At 74.6% G+C, this 16,522-nt stretch carries 10 protein-coding genes; 6 read left to right on the top strand and 4 right to left on the bottom strand.

Going from position 1 to position 16,522, the window contains the following annotated elements:
- Window positions 1-173: 173 nt before the first annotated feature.
- The gene (locus tag IF83_RS0124705) at window positions 174-722 is read right to left on the bottom strand and encodes a MarR family winged helix-turn-helix transcriptional regulator (RefSeq protein WP_030547744.1); all 549 of its coding nucleotides are present in this window, start codon (window positions 720-722) and stop codon (window positions 174-176) included.
- Window positions 723-877: 155 nt separating this feature from the next.
- Between IF83_RS0124705 and IF83_RS0124700 the strand changes: the two genes are divergently transcribed.
- Complete coding sequence (locus tag IF83_RS0124700) at window positions 878-2,194, top strand: MFS transporter (RefSeq protein WP_037681194.1); 1,317 nt, start codon at window positions 878-880, stop codon at window positions 2,192-2,194.
- A gap of 144 nt (window positions 2,195-2,338) precedes the next feature.
- On the opposite strand, the gene IF83_RS0124695 is transcribed toward IF83_RS0124700, so the two are convergent.
- Together IF83_RS0124695 and IF83_RS0124690 are read right to left on the bottom strand one after the other, a co-directional pair.
- Complete coding sequence (locus IF83_RS0124695) at window positions 2,339-4,348, bottom strand: ATP-binding SpoIIE family protein phosphatase (protein ID WP_030547740.1); 2,010 nt, start codon at window positions 4,346-4,348, stop codon at window positions 2,339-2,341.
- Between the two features lie 250 nt (window positions 4,349-4,598).
- A complete protein-coding gene (locus IF83_RS0124690) occupies window positions 4,599-5,942 on the bottom strand; it encodes an NAD(P)/FAD-dependent oxidoreductase (protein ID WP_030547738.1) in 1,344 nt (447 codons plus the stop codon).
- Between the two features lie 379 nt (window positions 5,943-6,321).
- On the opposite strand from IF83_RS0124690, the gene IF83_RS0124685 reads away from it, so the two are divergent.
- The gene (locus tag IF83_RS0124685; protein ID WP_030547737.1) at window positions 6,322-7,098 is read left to right on the top strand and encodes a TetR/AcrR family transcriptional regulator; all 777 of its coding nucleotides are present in this window, start codon (window positions 6,322-6,324) and stop codon (window positions 7,096-7,098) included.
- A gap of 222 nt (window positions 7,099-7,320) precedes the next feature.
- Window positions 7,321-9,228 (top strand): NPCBM/NEW2 domain-containing protein, encoded by a 1,908-nt coding sequence (locus IF83_RS0124680; protein ID WP_030547735.1) that lies wholly within the window; start codon window positions 7,321-7,323, stop codon window positions 9,226-9,228.
- Window positions 9,229-9,680: 452 nt separating this feature from the next.
- Here the strand turns inward: IF83_RS0124680 and IF83_RS0124675 are convergent, their stop codons facing one another.
- Entirely contained in the window at window positions 9,681-11,837 is a 2,157-nt protein-coding gene (locus tag IF83_RS0124675; RefSeq protein WP_030547734.1) for an asparagine synthase-related protein, read from the bottom strand.
- Window positions 11,838-12,456: 619 nt separating this feature from the next.
- Between IF83_RS0124675 and IF83_RS0124670 the strand changes: the two genes are divergently transcribed.
- The 3 genes from IF83_RS0124670 (at window position 12,457) to trmB (ending at window position 16,495) form a co-directional block, all read left to right on the top strand.
- Window positions 12,457-13,890 (top strand): hypothetical protein, encoded by a 1,434-nt coding sequence (locus tag IF83_RS0124670; RefSeq protein ID WP_030547732.1) that lies wholly within the window; start codon window positions 12,457-12,459, stop codon window positions 13,888-13,890.
- 403 nt (window positions 13,891-14,293) lie between these two features.
- A complete protein-coding gene (gene lhgO, locus IF83_RS0124665) occupies window positions 14,294-15,511 on the top strand; it encodes an L-2-hydroxyglutarate oxidase (protein ID WP_030547729.1) in 1,218 nt (405 codons plus the stop codon).
- A gap of 165 nt (window positions 15,512-15,676) precedes the next feature.
- Entirely contained in the window at window positions 15,677-16,495 is an 819-nt protein-coding gene (gene trmB, locus IF83_RS0124660; RefSeq protein ID WP_394297372.1) for a tRNA (guanosine(46)-N7)-methyltransferase TrmB, read from the top strand.
- Window positions 16,496-16,522: the final 27 nt, after the last annotated feature.

The following is a 16,522-nucleotide window of genomic DNA, read 5'->3' as shown; positions in this document are numbered from 1 at the left end:
TAATCGAGCCTTTCGGTATCGAATTCCGGCATGCCGAAATCGATCCCCTATCGGGGAGGCCGTGCGGTAGTGGGTGCCGCCGGACGCGGCGCGAGGTGGTTGCCGTGGACCCTTGAGGGATCCGTGGCAACCCGGAGAACACTACGGATGGTCGTGGAAGGTGTCAACCGGCGTCAGTCCAGGTCGCTGAGGCGCCCTTCGGCGTCGGGCTGGGCGTCCTCGACCCGCCGGAGGAGGCGGGTGAGCAGCTCTCCCAGCAGAGCTCGCTCCGCGGTCGTCAGGTCCTGGAGGAGCCCTTCCTCGAAGACGGTCGCCAGGCGCATCACCTCCAGCCACTTCTCCCGGCCGGCTGCCGTCAGCTCGACGATGACGCGGACGCGGTTGCTCTCATCGCGTTCCCGGGTGACGAGCCCCTCCCCCACCATGCGGTCGATGCGGTGGGTCATCGCGGCCGGCGTCAGACCGAGGCGCTTGGCCAGGTCTCCGGGCCCCAGCCGGTAGGGCGCACCGGAGAGGACCAGAGCTTGGAGGACCTCCCATTCGGCGTTGCTCATGCCGAGGGTGGCGGTCTGCCTGCCATAGGCGACGTTCATCCTCCGGTTCAGTCGCTGCAACGACGAGACGACCTGCTCGACCTGGGGGTCGAGGTCCCGGAACTCGCGCTGGTAGGCGGCGATCTGCTCCTCGATGGTCGGCTCGTCCTCGGTGGCGTTGTCAGACATGGCGGGCAGTATGGCATGCATCTCTTTGGCGTCGAAGGCTTCGGGTGTGTACTCTTCACCTTCGAAGTTTAGGTTCAAAGTCTTCGAGGCTGGACTCCGACCGGTCCCGCCTCTCCCTCCCGCTTCCTCCTCCTCCACGACCTGGGCAGGTGAGTGTGACCACCGCGATGAGCGCCGCGCTGCGCCGGATCCAGCTGGGCAACGCGCTGAGCGCGTTCGGCAACGGCTTCACCGTCCCGTACCTCTTCCTCTATGTGGCGCGGGTGCGGGATCTCGGGGCGGGCACGGCGGGGATCGTGCTGGCGGTCTTCGCCGTGGCCGCCCTGATGGTGTTGCCGTTCACCGGGCGGATCATCGACCGGCGGGGACCGCTGCCGGTGGTGCTCGTGGGTTCCGTCGCTGCGGCCGCCGGGTCGGCCGGGATGGGACTGGCGTCGACCGAAGTCCTGGTCATCGCGGCGGCGGCGCTGCTGGGCACGGGGATATCGGTGATCCAGCCCGCCCTGGCCACGCTGATCGTCTGGTGCTCGTCGCCCTCCACGCGTTCGCGGGCGTTCGCCACACAGTTCTTCCTGGCCAACCTGGGCCTGGGTATCGGTGGCCTGCTCGGCGGGCTGATCGTGGACGTCTCACGTGCCGCGAGCTTCGTGCTGCTGTTCGGGATCGAGGCCGTGATGTTCCTCGTGCTCGGCGCGACGGTGGCTTCCGTGCGGCCGGCGAAGGCAGCGGGTGCCGAGTCCGGATCCGGCGAGTCCGTTCCGGCTGACGGCGGCGGGAACGGCTGGCGGGCTCTGCTCCGGGACCGGTCGATGATGAGTTTGTGTGTACTGGGCTTTGTCATGTTCTTCGCCTGCTACGGACAGTTCGAGTCGGGGCTCTCCGCTTTCGCGGTCGACGTCGCGCGCATATCGCCCGCCACCCTCGGGGTTGCCCTGGCCGCCAACACCGCGGTCATCGTGCTGGCCCAGTTCGTGGTCCTGCGCCTGGTGGAAAGGCGGCGGCGGAGCCGTGTCATCGCCCTGGTCGGGCTGATATGGACCCTGGCCTGGGTGGCGGCCGGCGCGTCGGGGCTTGTGCACGGCCATCACGCCGTGGCGGTGGCCGCGATCATCTCGACCTACGCGCTGTTCGGACTGGGTGAGGCGATGTTGTCGCCGACCATGGCACCGCTGGTGGCGGACCTGGCTCCCCGAGAGCTGATCGGCCGGTACAACTCCGCCTTCGCACTGGTGAAGCAGTTGGCGCTGGCGGCCGGACCCGCGGTGGGCGGGCTCATGGCCGGCGCCGGGGCGTACACGGCGTATATCGCAATGCTGATCGTCTGTTCACTGGCCATCTCGGTGCTGGCCCTGCGGCTGGGGAGACGCCTCAGCCCCGAGCAGGACAGCCCGCTGCGGGCGGCGGCACGCCCGGTCATGGCGGTGGCCGGCACCGAGGCGACCGCCCCGGCACCAGTGGCCGTGGGAGCCTGACGGCTCACCGGGACACTGCTCGGTGCCCTGTCGGGGGCTGTTGGCGGTTGGCGGTTGGCGGTTGGCGGGGTGAATAACCGTCGGCGGGTCCGGGATTCATAGGGCCGAGGTCAGGGGGTGAGGCTTCCCGCGGCGGAGACTCTGTCAGGGGTGCGGAGAGCGGCAGGTGTCGGGAAGGGCGAATTCGCACCAGACGGCCTTGCCGCCGCCCGGGGTCCGCCGGGAGCCCCAGGAGGAGGCGATGGTCGCGATGATCGAGATGCCGCGGCCGGACTCGTCCACCGGTTCGGCGCGGCGGCGGCGCGGCAGGTGGTCGTCCCCGTCCGTCACCTCGACGATCAGACGGCGGTCCGTGCGGCGCAGCCGGAGCCGCATCGGCGGGATGCCGTGCTGGAGGGAGTTGGCGACCAGTTCGCTCGCGGCCAGGACGCCCAAATCGTGCAGTTCGGTGGGGAAACGCCAGCTGGTGAGGACGCCCGAGGCGAACGCGCGGGCGCGGGGGGCCGCTTCGACACCGCCGAGGAGGTCCAGGGCGGCGTTGTGGAAGAGCTCCGCGTCGTGTCCGGTGCGGGCGGGGTGCTGGAGGACGAGGACGGCTACGTCGTCGTCATGGTCGGCGGTGACTCCGAGGGCGCGGATCAGCCGGTCGCAGACGGCCTGCGGGGCGCCGTCGGCGCCCGCGAGGGCCTGTTCGAGCGCGGAGACGCCGTCGTCGATGTCGGCGTCGCGGCGCTCGACGAGTCCGTCGGTGTACAGCACGGCGGTGGCGCCGGGCTCCAGCGGTACGGAGCCGGAGGTGTGCACCCAGCCTCCGGTGCCGAGCGGTGGGCCGGTGGGTTCGGAGGCCCGGCGAGTGGTGCCGTCGGCATTGCGGACGATGATCGGCAGATGGCCGGCGGAGGCGTGGACGAGCCGGTTCTCGTTGGGGTCGTGGACGGCGTAGAGGCAGGTGGCGATCTGATGGGGGTCGATTTCGGCGGCGAGTCCGTCGAGGAGCTGCAGCACCTCGTGCGGAGGCAGGTCGAGCCGGGCGTAGGCCCTTACGGCGGTGCGGAGTTGGCCCATGACCGCCGCCGCGCGGACCCCGCGTCCCATGACGTCGCCGATGACGAGGGCGGTGCGGCCGGCGCCGAGGGTGATGACGTCGTACCAGTCGCCGCCCACGGCCTCGTCGGTGCCGCCCGGCTGGTAAGTGGCCGCGACCCGAAGGTCGTCGGGCTGTTCGAGCTTCTGCGGGAGCAGGCTGCGCTGGAGTGTGACGGCGGTCTCGCGCTGGCGGCGCTCGCTCGTGCGCAGCCGCTCGGCGGCCTCCACCTGGTCGGTGACGTCCGTGGCGAAGACCATGACGCCCTTACGGGGTGCGCCGGGCCGGGGCGGGCGGCGCTCCGCGGCCCCCGCCGCGCGCGGAAGGGCCCGTGCCGCCGCGCGGTCGCGGGCACCGTCCGGGTGGCCGTCGCCGTCGGCCGTCGCGGTGCCGCCGGAGGCGGGGGGAATCGCGCCGCCCGAGGAGGGGCCGGATGGTGGGGCGTCGGGCCGAGCCGCACCGTCGGGAGACGCGTCGCCGAGGGCCGCTCCGTCCGGGGACGGGCCCGTCGACGTGCCGGAAGCGGCGGGGGCGGCTGCCGCGTCGGCGTGCGGTTTCCCGTCCGGCCCGTCCGCGGGCGAGAGTTCGATGGGGGTGCAGGTGAAGGTGTAATGGCCGGAGCGGGACAGCCCGCGGGCGCGCCGGGCCTTGAGGGTGCGTGGCTTGCCACTGCGCAGGACCTGGTCCATGAGCGGCAGCAGGCCGAGCTCCGTGAGCTCCGGCAGCAGGTCCCGGGCGCGGCCGCCCAGGGAACGGTCGCCGAAGACGGTGGTGTAGGCGTCGTTGACGTAGGCGATGCGGTGTTCCGGGCCGTGGACGACCGCGACCAGTCCGGGCACCTGGTCGAGTACGTCCCGTGCCAGCAGCTCCCGCGCGGGCGGGCGGGCGCCCGCACCGCCCCGGGGCCCGGCCGGTGGTGACGTCTCGAAGGGCTCCGGCCGCTCCTCGCGGGCGGTGGGCACGGAGCTGCCCGGCGCGGACGGAGCCTGGGGACTGCCGTCGCGGCCGGACCGCACCGCGGCGCGTCGCTGTGTACCGGGGAGCCGGGCGCTCCAGCGCGTGAAGTTCACTGAGATTTGCCTCGTGATGTCGCTTCGGATCAGCGGGACGGCCGGGGAATGCCGCTGGTGTGCTGGTTCGGGAAGGGGAGCGGGGCCCGGGGGTGCCGCCGGACGCCGCTGCCCGGGAACGGGGAGGCAGCGGCTCTCCTGACGGGTGTGAGCCCACCCTTGATGGTCACATGCCCAGTGTGGCGGACCGGGCTGACATCCGTCAGACGAGGCCGCCGATCGCCGGGTTCCGGCTTCCTTCGTCTTCGGGTCATCTGCCGTCGGATGGGTGATCTGCCCCGGCCGCGAGTTCGAATTCGGCGCGGGGGTGCTCCAGTGAACCGAGAGAGACGATCTCGCGTTTGAAGAGTCCGGCGAGGGACCATTCGGCGATCACCCGGGCCTTGCGGTTGAAGGTCGGCACCCGGCCGAGATGATAGACGCGGTGCATGAACCAGGCCGGATAGCCCTTGATCTTTCTGCCGTACACGTGTGCGACGCCTTTGTGGAGGCCCAGGGAGGCGACCGATCCGGCGTGGGCGTGCTCGTAGTCCTTGGTCCTGCCGCCGCGGAGCGAGGCGACGAGGTTGTCGGCGAGGGTCCGCGCCTGGCGCACCGCGTGCTGGGCGTTGGGGGCGCAAAGGGCGTCCGGTGTGCCCGCGGCCAGGTCCGGTACGGCGGCGGCGTCACCCGCGGCCCAGGCGTGCCCGGCGCCCTCGACACGCAGGTCCGCCGTGCACCGCAGCCGGCCCCGGCCGTCCAGCGGCAGGCCGGACGCGGCGAGCACGGGATGCGGTCTGACGCCTGCCGTCCACACGAGGGTGCGGGTGGGGAAACGGGAGCCGTCGCTGAGCACGGCGACCCGTTTCTCACAGGATTCGAGCCGGGTGTCCAGGCGGATGTCGATGTTGCGGCCGCGCAGTTCGCGGACGGCGTAGGTGCCCATCTCCTCGCCGACCTCGGGCAGGATGCGCCCGGTGGCCTCGACGAGGATCCACTTCATGTCCTCGGGTTCGACGTTGTGGTAGTAGCGCAGGGCGTAGCGGGCCATGTCCTCCAGCTCGGCGATCGCCTCCACGCCCGCGTAGCCGCCGCCGACGAAGACGAAGGTGAGGGCGGCGTCGCGGACCGCCGGGTCGCGGGTCGAGGAGGCGATGTCGAGCTGCTCCAGGACGTGGTTGCGGAGCATGATGGCTTCCTCGACCGTCTTGAAGCCGATGCCGAGTTCGGCGAGTCCGGGGACGGGGAGGGTCCGGGAGACCGAGCCGGGGGCCAGCACCAGCTCGTCGTAGCCGATCTCGACGGGCGCGGCGCCCTCCTCCTCGGTGGCGAGGGTCCGCACGGTCGCGGTACGCGCCGCGTGGTCGATGGCCGTGGCCTCGCCGACCACCACCTGACACTTCCTCAGCACCCGCCGCAGCGGGACGACGACATGGCGCGGGGAGATCGAGCCGGCCGCGGCTTCCGGCAGGAACGGCTGGTACGTCATGTAGGGCTCGGGGTCGAGCACCGTGATCAGTGCCTCGTCTCGTTTGAGTCTCCGCTGGAGCCGCAGCGCGGTGTACATCCCGACACAGCCACCGCCGACCACGAGAATGCGCGCCGGTTCCGTCACAGAGGGTCTCCTCGCGATGTCGTTCCGCCGTGCCCGCTCCCTGAAAGCACGGCACCCTCCCATGACGCACCGGCGGCGGCCGTTTGTCCACAGGCCCCGCGAAATGTATGACCGGCCTGCCACGACCCGCGGAACGGGTCATTCCGTGAGGGCCGGCACAGCTCCGCAGGTCAGCGCGGGGCCGGTCACCGCACGGAACACGCGGACCGGAGCCGGACGGTCCTCCGCGCCGCCCGGGGGGCGGTCTGTGCGGAACTGCCCTCTTCTTTCCGGGCCTGGGCTCAACTATGTTCGTATCCCGTCGGGGGAGCCAGACCGTCTCCCGGCAGTCACGGCGGGGAGTCTCCGGGGGGAGACGTCATTTACCGGGGGAAAACACATGCATACGCAGAGTTCTCATTGGCCGACCGCTCTCGCCTCCGCACCGGACGGCAGTGCACGGGCGGCAGCGGACACGCCCGACATGATCGGCGCGACGCGCTCGACGCCGTTGCGGGTGGACGCACAGCGCAATCTGGAGCACGTCCTGCGGGCGGCACGCGAGGTCTTCGGCGAACTGGGCTACGGGGCACCGATGGAGGATGTCGCACGGCGGGCCCGGGTCGGCGTGGGCACCGTCTACCGGCGTTTCCCGAGCAAGGACGTTCTCGTACGGCGAATAGCCGAGGAGGAGACCGCGCGTCTGACCGAGCAGGCGCGGGCGGCCCTGGGGCAGGAGGAGGAGCCGTGGTCGGCTCTCTCCCGCTTCCTGCGCACCTCCGTCGCCTCCGGAGCCGGCCGGCTGCTGCCGCCGCAGGTGCTGCGGGTCGGCGTCGGCCCGGACAGCGAGGGGGCGGACGCCACCACGGCCCGGGTGCCGCAGCAGCGGCAGCCGGCCGCCGTCCCGGGGCAGAGCCAGCCGGATCTGCGGCTCGTCGAGCGGGGCCCCGAGCCGGCCGAGCACGACCCGGGCGCCGCGGTCCTGCTGGACGTCGTGGGGCAGTTGGTCGAGCGTGCCCGGGCCGCCGGTGAGCTGCGCGGTGATGTGACGGTCGCCGACGTTCTGCTCGTGATAGCCACCGCGGCTCCGGCGTTGCCCGACGCGGCGCAGCAGCAAGCGGCGTCGGCACGGCTTCTGGACATCCTGCTGGAGGGGCTGCGCCCGCGCGCGCTCTGAGGGCGGGGCTTCCGCTGTCCTTCCGCGGGGACCGGGTCCGGTCCGCGTGCCGGTCCGGCAGGACGTCCCTCATTCCGCCGGGCAGGGTGGCCTTCGCGCCTTTTCCCGCGAAGTTCCCCTGTCCGGCGGGTGGTTCCGGCCTCTTGTATGGGGGCGGGGCCCGGCCTTGTGGCAGTCTTTCCCGGGGGCTCGGATGTGTCATCGGGTACGGGGGCTTCTGCCATGGGATCTGAGCAACCGACGTCCGATCCGGGCGGGCCGTCGCCGGCCGACGCGGATCTGCTCCGGCGGACCGCGGACGGGGACGACACGGCCTTCGAGGAGTTCTTCCGGCGCCATGCCGTGGCCGTCCGGCGTCACGCCCGCGACTGCTGTCCCGACGCCGACTCGGCCGACGACCTCACCACCGAGGCGTTCGCCCGCACGCTCCGCGAGGTCCGTGCCGGGATACGTCCGGAGGCGCCCGAGCGGATCCGTCTCCTGCTGACCGTCCGCCGGGTGGCCGCGGAGTGGGCCCGGGCCGGGAAGGACGGCCGCCTCCATCCCGGGTTCGCCGGCTTCGCCGCCCTGGCGGAGGACGAGGGCTCCGCCCGTTCGCCCGGGCCGCCGGCCGGATCCGGGAACGAGGCTGAGGCCGGGAACGGGGCCGAGGCCAGATCCGGGAACGAGGCCGGGGGCGGCCGGGCCGAGGCGGTCGCCGCGGTCCGCACGATGCGGGAGGCGGAGCGCTCGGAGGCCGTCCGGGCTTTCCGCGGTCTGCCCGCGCGCTGGCAGACCCTGCTCTGGCACACCGTGGTCGAGGCCGAGTCGCCGGAGAACACCGCCCGGCTGCTCGGACTGCGCCCCGAGGCCGCCGCCGCGCTGGCACACCGGGCGCGGAAAGGGCTGGAACAGGGCTGCCTGCGGCTCCGGTTGGCGGAGGCACCGGCCGGAGGCGTGGACTGCGCCCGTGCCGCACCGCTCCTCACTGCCGGTGCCGAGGGCGGCCTGCGGGCGCGCACGGTCCGGGCGTTACGCCGGCACCTCGGGGCCTGCGCAGGGTGCCGGGCGGCCGTACGGGACGCGGCGGACGCAGGCGTCCGGCTGCGGATGGCACTGCCCGCAGCCGTTCTCGGTCCGATGGCGGCCGGATATCCGCGGCAGCCGGCCGGCGTGACCGTGCGGAGGCGTCCGGGGGGCGGAGCGGGGGCGGCCCGGGCCGTCGCCGAGGGCGCCGGTGTGCTGGCGCGGATGGGGTCGGCGGCCGGGCTGGCGGCCGCGGCCACCGCGACGCTCATCGTCCTGGCCGGGGGTGTCGGCGCGCCGGACAGCGGGCCGCGGGCCGGCCTTGCCCCGGCGCCCGGTGCTCCCGGGGAGCCGGGCCCCAGCTCCGGGGCGGGCCGTCTTCCGGCGCCGGAAGCGCCTCCCGGGCCGGAGGCCACGCCGGCGCAGACGGGGCGGGAGACGGCCGCGGCGGCCGCGTCCGGGACTCCGTCCGGTCCGGGGCCGGACGCGTCCAGGGGTCCGTCGAAGCCGACGGGGCCGGCGGGACCGGCGGGGTCCGGGGGCGCCTTTGCGGGTCCGTCCTCCCCGGGCGCTGTCCCGTCCGCGTCCAGTGGTCCCCCGTCGTCTCCCTCGGCGTCCGCCTCCGGTTCGTCGCAGCCGTCCTCCGCTCCCGTCCCCACCTCCGCCGGGCCCCCCGTCGAGCCCAAACCGGCCCCGCTGGCCTTTGACGTCGGCGAACTGGCGTATGACACGCACGGCGACGGCACGGGGCCGGAGGTGCGCGGCGCCGAGAGCTCCTGGCTGTGGCCGCGCCAAGGCATCACGATCGGCGGTGAGGTGTTCCGCACGGGAGTGACCGTGCGGGCCCGGTCCTCCGTCACCATCGATCTCAACCGGGTGTGCACGGCGTTCGAGGCACGGGTCGGGCTGGACGACCTGCGACCGGTGCCGGGGGCGGCCCGGTTCTCCGTCCACGGGGACGGCGCGCTGCTGTGGCGTTCGCGTGTCCTGCGCGACGGGGACGCGGCTGTGCCGGTCCAGGTGCCGCTGGCGGGTGTCCGGACCGTCCGGCTGGTCGTCGAGCCGCACCAGCGAAGTCCGCAGGCGCTGGCGGACTGGGCGGGTGCGCGCATCACCTGCCGCTGAGCGCCGGCCCGGTAACGCCCGGACCGCGAGGCGGCGCGGCGGCGAGGCGGCGCGGCGGCGAGGCGGCGCGGCGGCCGCCTGCCGGGCGCGGCCGTGGACGGCAGCACCGGCTGCCCGGCGAGCGGAGCCGGAACGGCGGCCCCGGCGGTCGCGTACGGTCCGGTCCCAAGCGCTCCCGTCCGGTACGGTCCGGTGCCGAGCCGCCGTTTCTCCGCTTCCGGGCGGCGTGTTCGCGGGCCGCCGCCCCGCCCGGCGAGTTCGCGGGAGTCTTCCGGCGGGCTCGCCAGTCCGCGGTCCTTCCGGCGCGTCCCGGCGTCCGGTGGCGGCCGCCGGGGCGAGGTCCCCGGCGGACCGATCCCGGAGCCCGACCGCCCGCCGATCCGGGCCAACGGGCCAACGGGCCAATAGGCCAACGGGGTCACCCCGCCACCGCCGCAGGACGGCTCAGCGGCTCACAGAGCCGGTCGTGAGGTCCCCGGTACCCCTCCGGACACCGCACGCTGACGCGGCGCCTCCGAGCCCGTCCAGCAGCTCCCCCGGCGCGCGATCAGCCGGCGCAACCAGAGCTCGGTGGAGACGAGTTCGGCCAGGCCGTCCAGCGGCACCGGTTCACCCTGGGCCGCCGCGCGCAGCGCCTTGCGCACCACCCGCGCCTCCACCAGCCCGGCGTCCGCCAGCAGCGGCGCGTCGAAGAGGGCCACGAGCCCGTCGACCGAGGCCCGCAGTCCGGCCCGGACGGAGGCCGCCTGGGACGCCTGGGAGGGCGCTCCCCAGCCGGCGGGCAGGTCGTGGATGCCCGCACCCGCCAGCACGGTGCGCAACACCGAGGCGCGCGCCCCCGGTTGTACGCGGAGCGCCTCGGGGAGCGCGCGGCAGGCACGGACGACCTGGTTGTCGAGGAAGGGCGCGTGCAGCCGCTGGTTTCTGATCTCGGCGGCCTGTTCGAAGACCCGGTGGTCGGCCGCGTGGCGGGCGAGCGCGGCGTTGGCGCGCCGCTCACCGGGGCGCTCCACGGTGCCGGGCCGGGACGCCGCGTCGTGGAGGCGCACCGACACCTCGGCGAGCGCCTCGCCCGTCAGCCAGCGTGCCGCCGGGCCGGGGCGGCACCAGGCGAGCGCGGCGAGGGAGGCGTCGACGGCACCCGCGTCGGCGGCCGTCACCGGAAGGCCGCGGATCTGGCCGCCCTGGCCGTTCGCGTCGGTGAAGCGGCGTTCCAGCAGCATCCCCGCCACGTCGCGCACGCCCTCGCGGTAGGGCGTGCGGGCGAGGCGGCGCGCCGCGCGGTAGACGGTGAACGGTACGAAGAGCGACTGGGCGCTGGGGCCGTCGGCGCGGACCAGGGCCGCCATCGGCCGCAGCAGCCGTCGCCGCTGGCGGTCGAGCAGCAGGTCGGCGAGGCGGGCGGGGTGGGCGTCGAGCACTTGGCGCGCGCCGTGGCCGACGATGTGGTCGGCGCTGCCCGCGGCGAGCCGGTAGCGGTGCCGGGCGGCGGTGACGAGGGACGGGCCCGGCTCGTCGGTGAGGAAGACGGTGTCGAGGCCGGCGTACGGCAGAGCCTCCTCGCCCCCGGGGACGACGACGTGGTGCAGACGGGGGTTGGCGGCGAGGCTGCGGGCCCGCTCCAGTTCGGCCTCGCGTTCCCGGCCGCCGCCCGCGGCGAGATCGTTGAAGGTGACGGCGAGCAGCCGCTCGCCGGCGCCGGTGCCGGTGCCGTGGTGGCCCAGGACCGTACCGGGGTTGCCCGGGAGGCCGGCGGCGAGCAGGGCGAGGGTGGAGGAGGCGCTGCCGCCCGAGAGGTCGGCGCCTATGCCGGGGGCCGGGGCCCCGCGCGCCGCGCGGCGCTCCGCGGGCCCCATGCCGGGCACGGGGCCCGGGTCGGCCGGCTCGGCCTCCGGAGCGTGCCGCGGGGCGGCGAGGCGGGCGCGTACGGCTTCGACGAGGGCGTCTCGCACTCCGTCGACGGCCTGCGCCGGGTCGAGTTGGGGCGCCGCGACGGCGAGCGAGGCGGTCGGTTCGTACCCGGTGATCTCGCGCGCCCCGTCGCGGAGGATGAGCGCGTGACCGGGCGGCACCCGTCTGACGCCCAGGTACGGGGTGCCGTCGCGCAGGGCCTCCGGGGAATCGGGGCAGGCGAGCAGTGCGGCGAGGTGGCCGACGTCGAGCTGTGCCTCGACGAGGTCGGCGAGCGGCAGGGCCGCGGTGGCGTACGCGGTGCCGCCGCGCCAGGGGGTGTGGAAGACGGGGCGGGCGCCGGCCAGGTCGCCGGTGACGGTGATGCGGCGCCCGACCTGCAGGACGGCGGTGTACGCGCCCGGCCAGGCCGTGAGGTGCCGCAGGGCGCCGCCGCGGGCGGCGAACAACGCGACGCGCAGCTCCTCGTCGGTGGCACCGCAGCAGCCGAGCACGGCGATCCGGGTGAACGGGTCGGACTGGACGACGCGGATCTCGTCGGGCCGCCAGTCACCGACGGCCCAGAGCGGATCCGGTCCGCTCCAGAGCGGCTGGGAGCCGACGGGATGGACGGGGGTGTCGCCGCCGTCGGCGGTCGGGCTCCACGCCGTGCGGGAAGCGCCTGCGGCGGCACTGCTCCATCCCACCAACCACCGCATCGCCGCCTCCACAGCCCGTGGGCAACCCCGTACCCGCCGCACGCAGTTCATCGTGCACAGTAGTCCGACAGGTCCGGCATCGGCCCGGCGACGCTCCGGGAGCGGCACGCCCGCCAACTGGCCACTGGCCGGGGCAATATGGTCCCGTCATGCTCCATGCTGCCATGGGGACGGCGCACAAGGGGCGGTCGGGGGAGCATGCACTCCCATGCCGTGCGCCCTGTTGAGAAGGGCGAAAACCAGCCAAGTTCCGACGACCGCAGGGGTGGGCACAACCAACGGGAACGGCGCGGTCCGGGAGACGGCCGCCGTCTCCCGGACCGTCCCGCCGCCCGCGGGGAATGAGGCGGCGGGTCCCCCCGGCCCACTGGATCCGGTGCAGCGGGCCGACCCACGCGCTCCTCATGGAAGCGCTCTCGTCCTGGCCGGGACACCGCGCACATCCGGGCGCAAGGCCGCACGTCCCCGGGGCACGGGTCCGGGCACGCTCCCCGCCACGGCCACATTCACGCCAACCGGTACTTCGCCCCTTAACGGTCGGGATATGGGCAACTACGCTGGGCTTACGAATGCCCCGTGCCTATGCCGGGGCGGCCGTCGGTGTGTCGAGGGGTGGCTCATGTCCAGGGAGCAACGCGGGCCGAACGAGAAGCTCGGCACCGTTCTCGCCCTCGCGGGCATCAGCAATGCCGGCCTGGCGCGCCGGGTCAACGACCTCGGAGCGCAGCGCGGTCTGACGCTCCGCTACGACAAGACCTCGGTGGCCAGATGGGTCTCCAAGGGCATGGTTCCGCAGGGTGCCGCGCCCCATCTCATCGCCGCCGCCATCGGCAGCAAGCTCGGCCGCCCCGTGCCTCTCCACGAGATAGGTCTGGCCGACGCCGATCCGGCGCCCGAGGTCGGTCTCGCCTTCCCGCGCGCCGTCGGTGCCGCGGTCCGCTCGGCCACCGAGCTGTACCGCCTCGACCTCGCCGGGCGCAGGGCCGGCAGTGGCGGCATCTGGCAGAGCCTGGCCGGATCGTTCGCCGTCAGCGCCTACGCGACGCCCGCCTCGCGCTGGCTGATCACCCCGGCCGACAGCAACGCCGCACGGGACCCGAGGGAGGCCGAGGCCGGCAGTGCCGACGGCACGCCGCAGCGCGTCGGGCACAGCGACGTCACCAAGCTCCGCGAGGCCGCCGAGGACGCCCGCCGCTGGGACTCCAAGTACGGCGGCGGCGACTGGCGTTCGTCGATGGTCCCCGAGTGCCTGCGGGTCGACGCGGCACCGCTGCTCCTCGGCTCGTACAGCGACGAAGTCGGGCGCTCCCTGTTCGGCGCGACCGCCGAACTCACCCGGCTCGCCGGGTGGATGGCCTTCGACACCGGTCAGCAGGAGGCGGCCCAGCGCTACTACATCCAGGCGCTGCGGCTCGCGCGCGCCGCGGCCGACGTGCCGCTGGGCGGCTACGTCCTGGCCTCCATGAGCCTCCAGGCCACCTACCGGGGCTTCGCCGACGAGGGCGTGGACCTCGCCCAGGCCGCCGTCGAACGCAATCGCGGCCTCGCCACCGCCCGCACCATGAGCTTCTTCCGGCTCGTCGAGGCCCGCGCCCACGCCAAGGCCGGCGACTCGCACGCGGCGAGCGCCGCCCTGCGGTCCGCCGAGGGCTGGCTCGAGCGCTCCCGGCCTGGCGACCAGGACCCCAGCTGGCTCGGTTTCTACTCCGAGGGGCGGTTCGCGGCCGATGCCGCGGAGTGCTACCGCGACCTCAAGGTGCCCCGGCAGGTGCGGCGCTTCACCGAACAGGCGCTGTCGCAGCCGACGGAGGAGTTCGTCCGCTCGCACGGGCTGCGGCTGGTCGTCGCCGCGGTCGCCGAACTGGAATCCGGGAACCTGGACGCCGCGTGCGCGCAGGGGACGCGGGCGGTGGAGGTCGCCGGGCGCATCTCCTCGGCGCGGACCACCGAGTACGTACGCGACCTGCTGCACCGCCTGGAGCCGTACGGGGACGAGCCCCGCGTGGCGGAACTGCGGGAGCGCGCACGGCCGTTGCTGGTGGCGCCGGCCTAGATCCCGGCGCGGGCCGCCGGTCTTCACGGCGACGGCGCGGCGGCGCGGCGGCGCGGCGGCGCATGAAGGCCCCGGGTTTCCACTCGGGCGACGGCTTCGCGGCGCCCGGGCAGGCAGGGGCGGTCAGGGTGCGTGTCCCGCCGGGCGGGTGCCGGGCACAGGCGCCCGCCCCGGCACGAGCGCATGCCGGGGCGGGCGCATGCCGGCATCCCGCCTGAGCGCCGTGGCCGGAGCCGTCGGCGAGGCCCGTCATCGGCCGCGGGGCCGGACCCGTCCGGCTCGTCGCGGGCACCGGACCCGCCGGTGTCCGGACGCCGGCGCTCCGCCGGCAGGTTTCGGGTGGTTGTCAGTGGGCCAGGGCATCATCGGGAGAGGCGGAGCGCGAGCGGGGAGGTGCGGGGCGGTGTCGTACGACTGCGACGTCCTGGTGATCGGCGGCGGCATCGTCGGGCTGTCATCGGCGTACGCGATCACCCGCGCGGCCCCCGGCACCCGGGTGGTCGTGCTGGAGAAGGAGCCCGGCCCCGCGCGGCACCAGACGGGGCGCAACAGCGGTGTGATCCACAGCGGGATCTACTACCGCCCCGGCTCGTTCAAGGCGCGGTTCGCGGTGCGGGGCGCGGCCGAGATGGTGCGGTTCTGTGCCGAGCAGGGCCTGCCGTACGAGGTCACGGGCAAGTTGATCGTCGCCACCGAGCGGGAGGAGCTGCCGCGGCTGCACACCCTGGTGCAGCGCGGCCGGGAGCACGGCATACCGGTGCGCGAGCTGGGCCCGGCGCAGATCCAGGAGCACGAACCGGCGGTGCGGGGGCTGGCCGCGATCCATGTCGGCTCCACCGGGGTCTGCGACTACGGGGCGGTCGCCCGCCGGCTGGCCCGGCTCGCGGAGGAGGCCGGTGCGAGCATCCGGTACGGCGCCGAGGTGCGGGCCATCGGCCGCCGCTCCTCGTCGGTGGCCGTGCGCACCGCCGACGGCGCGGTGCTGCGGGCGCGGGCCCTCGTGAACTGCGCGGGGCTGCACAGCGACCGGGTGGCGCGGCTGGCCGGGGACGAGCCGGGGATGCGGATCGTCCCGTTCCGGGGGGAGTACTACGCGCTGGCGCCCGGCCGTGCCGGGCTGGTCCGGGGCCTGGTCTATCCGGTGCCGGACCCGGCGTTCCCGTTCCTGGGCGTCCATCTCACCCGGGGCGTCGACGGACAGGTGCACATCGGGCCCAATGCCGTCCCCGCACTGGCCCGCGAGGGCTACGACTGGCGGACGCTCCGCCCCGCCGAGCTGGCCGGCACGCTGGCGTTCCCCGGTTCCTGGCGGATAGCCCGCCGGCACTGGCGGTACGGAGCCGGTGAACTGCGCCGCTCGCTCTCCAAGAGCGCCTTCACCGAGGCGGTGCGCAGGATGCTGCCCGAGGTCTCCCCCGCCGATCTGGTGCCGGCCCCGGCGGGTGTCCGTGCGCAGGCGGTGCTGCCGGACGGCTCTCTGGTGGACGATTTCCTGTTCGCCGAGGCCCCGCGGACGGTCCATGTGCTGAACGCCCCCTCCCCGGCCGCCACGGCCTCACTGCCGATCGGACGCGAGGTGGCGCGGCGGGCCCTGGCCGCCCTGGGCGCGGTGCGGGTGTAGGGCCCGCCTGCTCCTCCGTAGGGCCCGCCCGCTCCTCCGTAGGGCCCGCCCGCTCCTCCGGCCGCTCCGGGCCCGGACCCCGGCCGCCTTGGCCCCGGTCCCCGGCCGCCCGGGGTTCCGGCCCGGGCCGGAGCGGCTGCGGGGCGCCGTAGGATCGGAGGCATTGTGTCCGATTCCCGTAACCCCACGTCCCCGCCGGTGCCCGAGGCACGCGGCGCCAGCCGCGCCGAGGCCGCCCCGCGGGGGGCGGACCGCGCCGAGCGGAGGCTGCTGTTCCCCGAGGGCCCCGCGGCCGATCCGGCGGGCTCGCACCACGAGCGCCGGATCCGGAGCTTCCGGCCGCGCCGCGGGCGGGTGACGGCCGGGCAGGGCGAGGCACTGCGCCGGCTCTGGCCGTCATGGGGCCTGGACATCGACGGCCGGTCCACGCTCGATCTCGACGCCCTGTTCGGCGGCCTGCCCGTCGTGCTGGAGATCGGCTTCGGCATGGGCGAGGCCACGGCGCGGATGGCCGCCGACGACCCGGGCACCGGGATCCTCGCCGCGGATGTGCACACCCCCGGCCAGGGCAATCTGCTGGCCCTCGCCGAGCGCGAGGGGCTGACGAACGTCCGGGTGGCCAACGGCGACGCGATCATTCTGCTGCGCGAGATGATCGAGCCGGGCGCGCTGGCGGGTCTGCGGGTCTTCTTCCCCGACCCCTGGCACAAGAAGCGGCACCACAAGCGCCGGCTGATCCAGCCGGAGTTCGTCACGCTGGCCGCCGAACGGCTGCGGCCGGGCGCGCTGTTCCACTGCGCGACCGACTGGGAGCCGTACGCCGAGCAGATGCTGGAGGTGCTGACCGCCTGCCCCGAGCTGGAGAACACCCGGTCCGACGGCGGCTACGCCCCGCGGCCCGCGTTCCGTCCGATGACCAAGTTCGAGAGCGCCGGCCTGGAGAAGGGGCACCGCGTCCACGACCTCCTGTTCCGCCGCCGCTGAACCACCGCTGAGCCGTCGCCGAGCCGT

The organism is Streptomyces albus subsp. albus, from assembly GCF_000719865.1.
Taxonomy (GTDB): domain Bacteria; phylum Actinomycetota; class Actinomycetes; order Streptomycetales; family Streptomycetaceae; genus Streptomyces; species Streptomyces albus_E.
The sequence above is the reverse complement of the archived record's forward strand: the minus strand, read 5'-3'. Positions and strand labels throughout refer to the sequence as shown.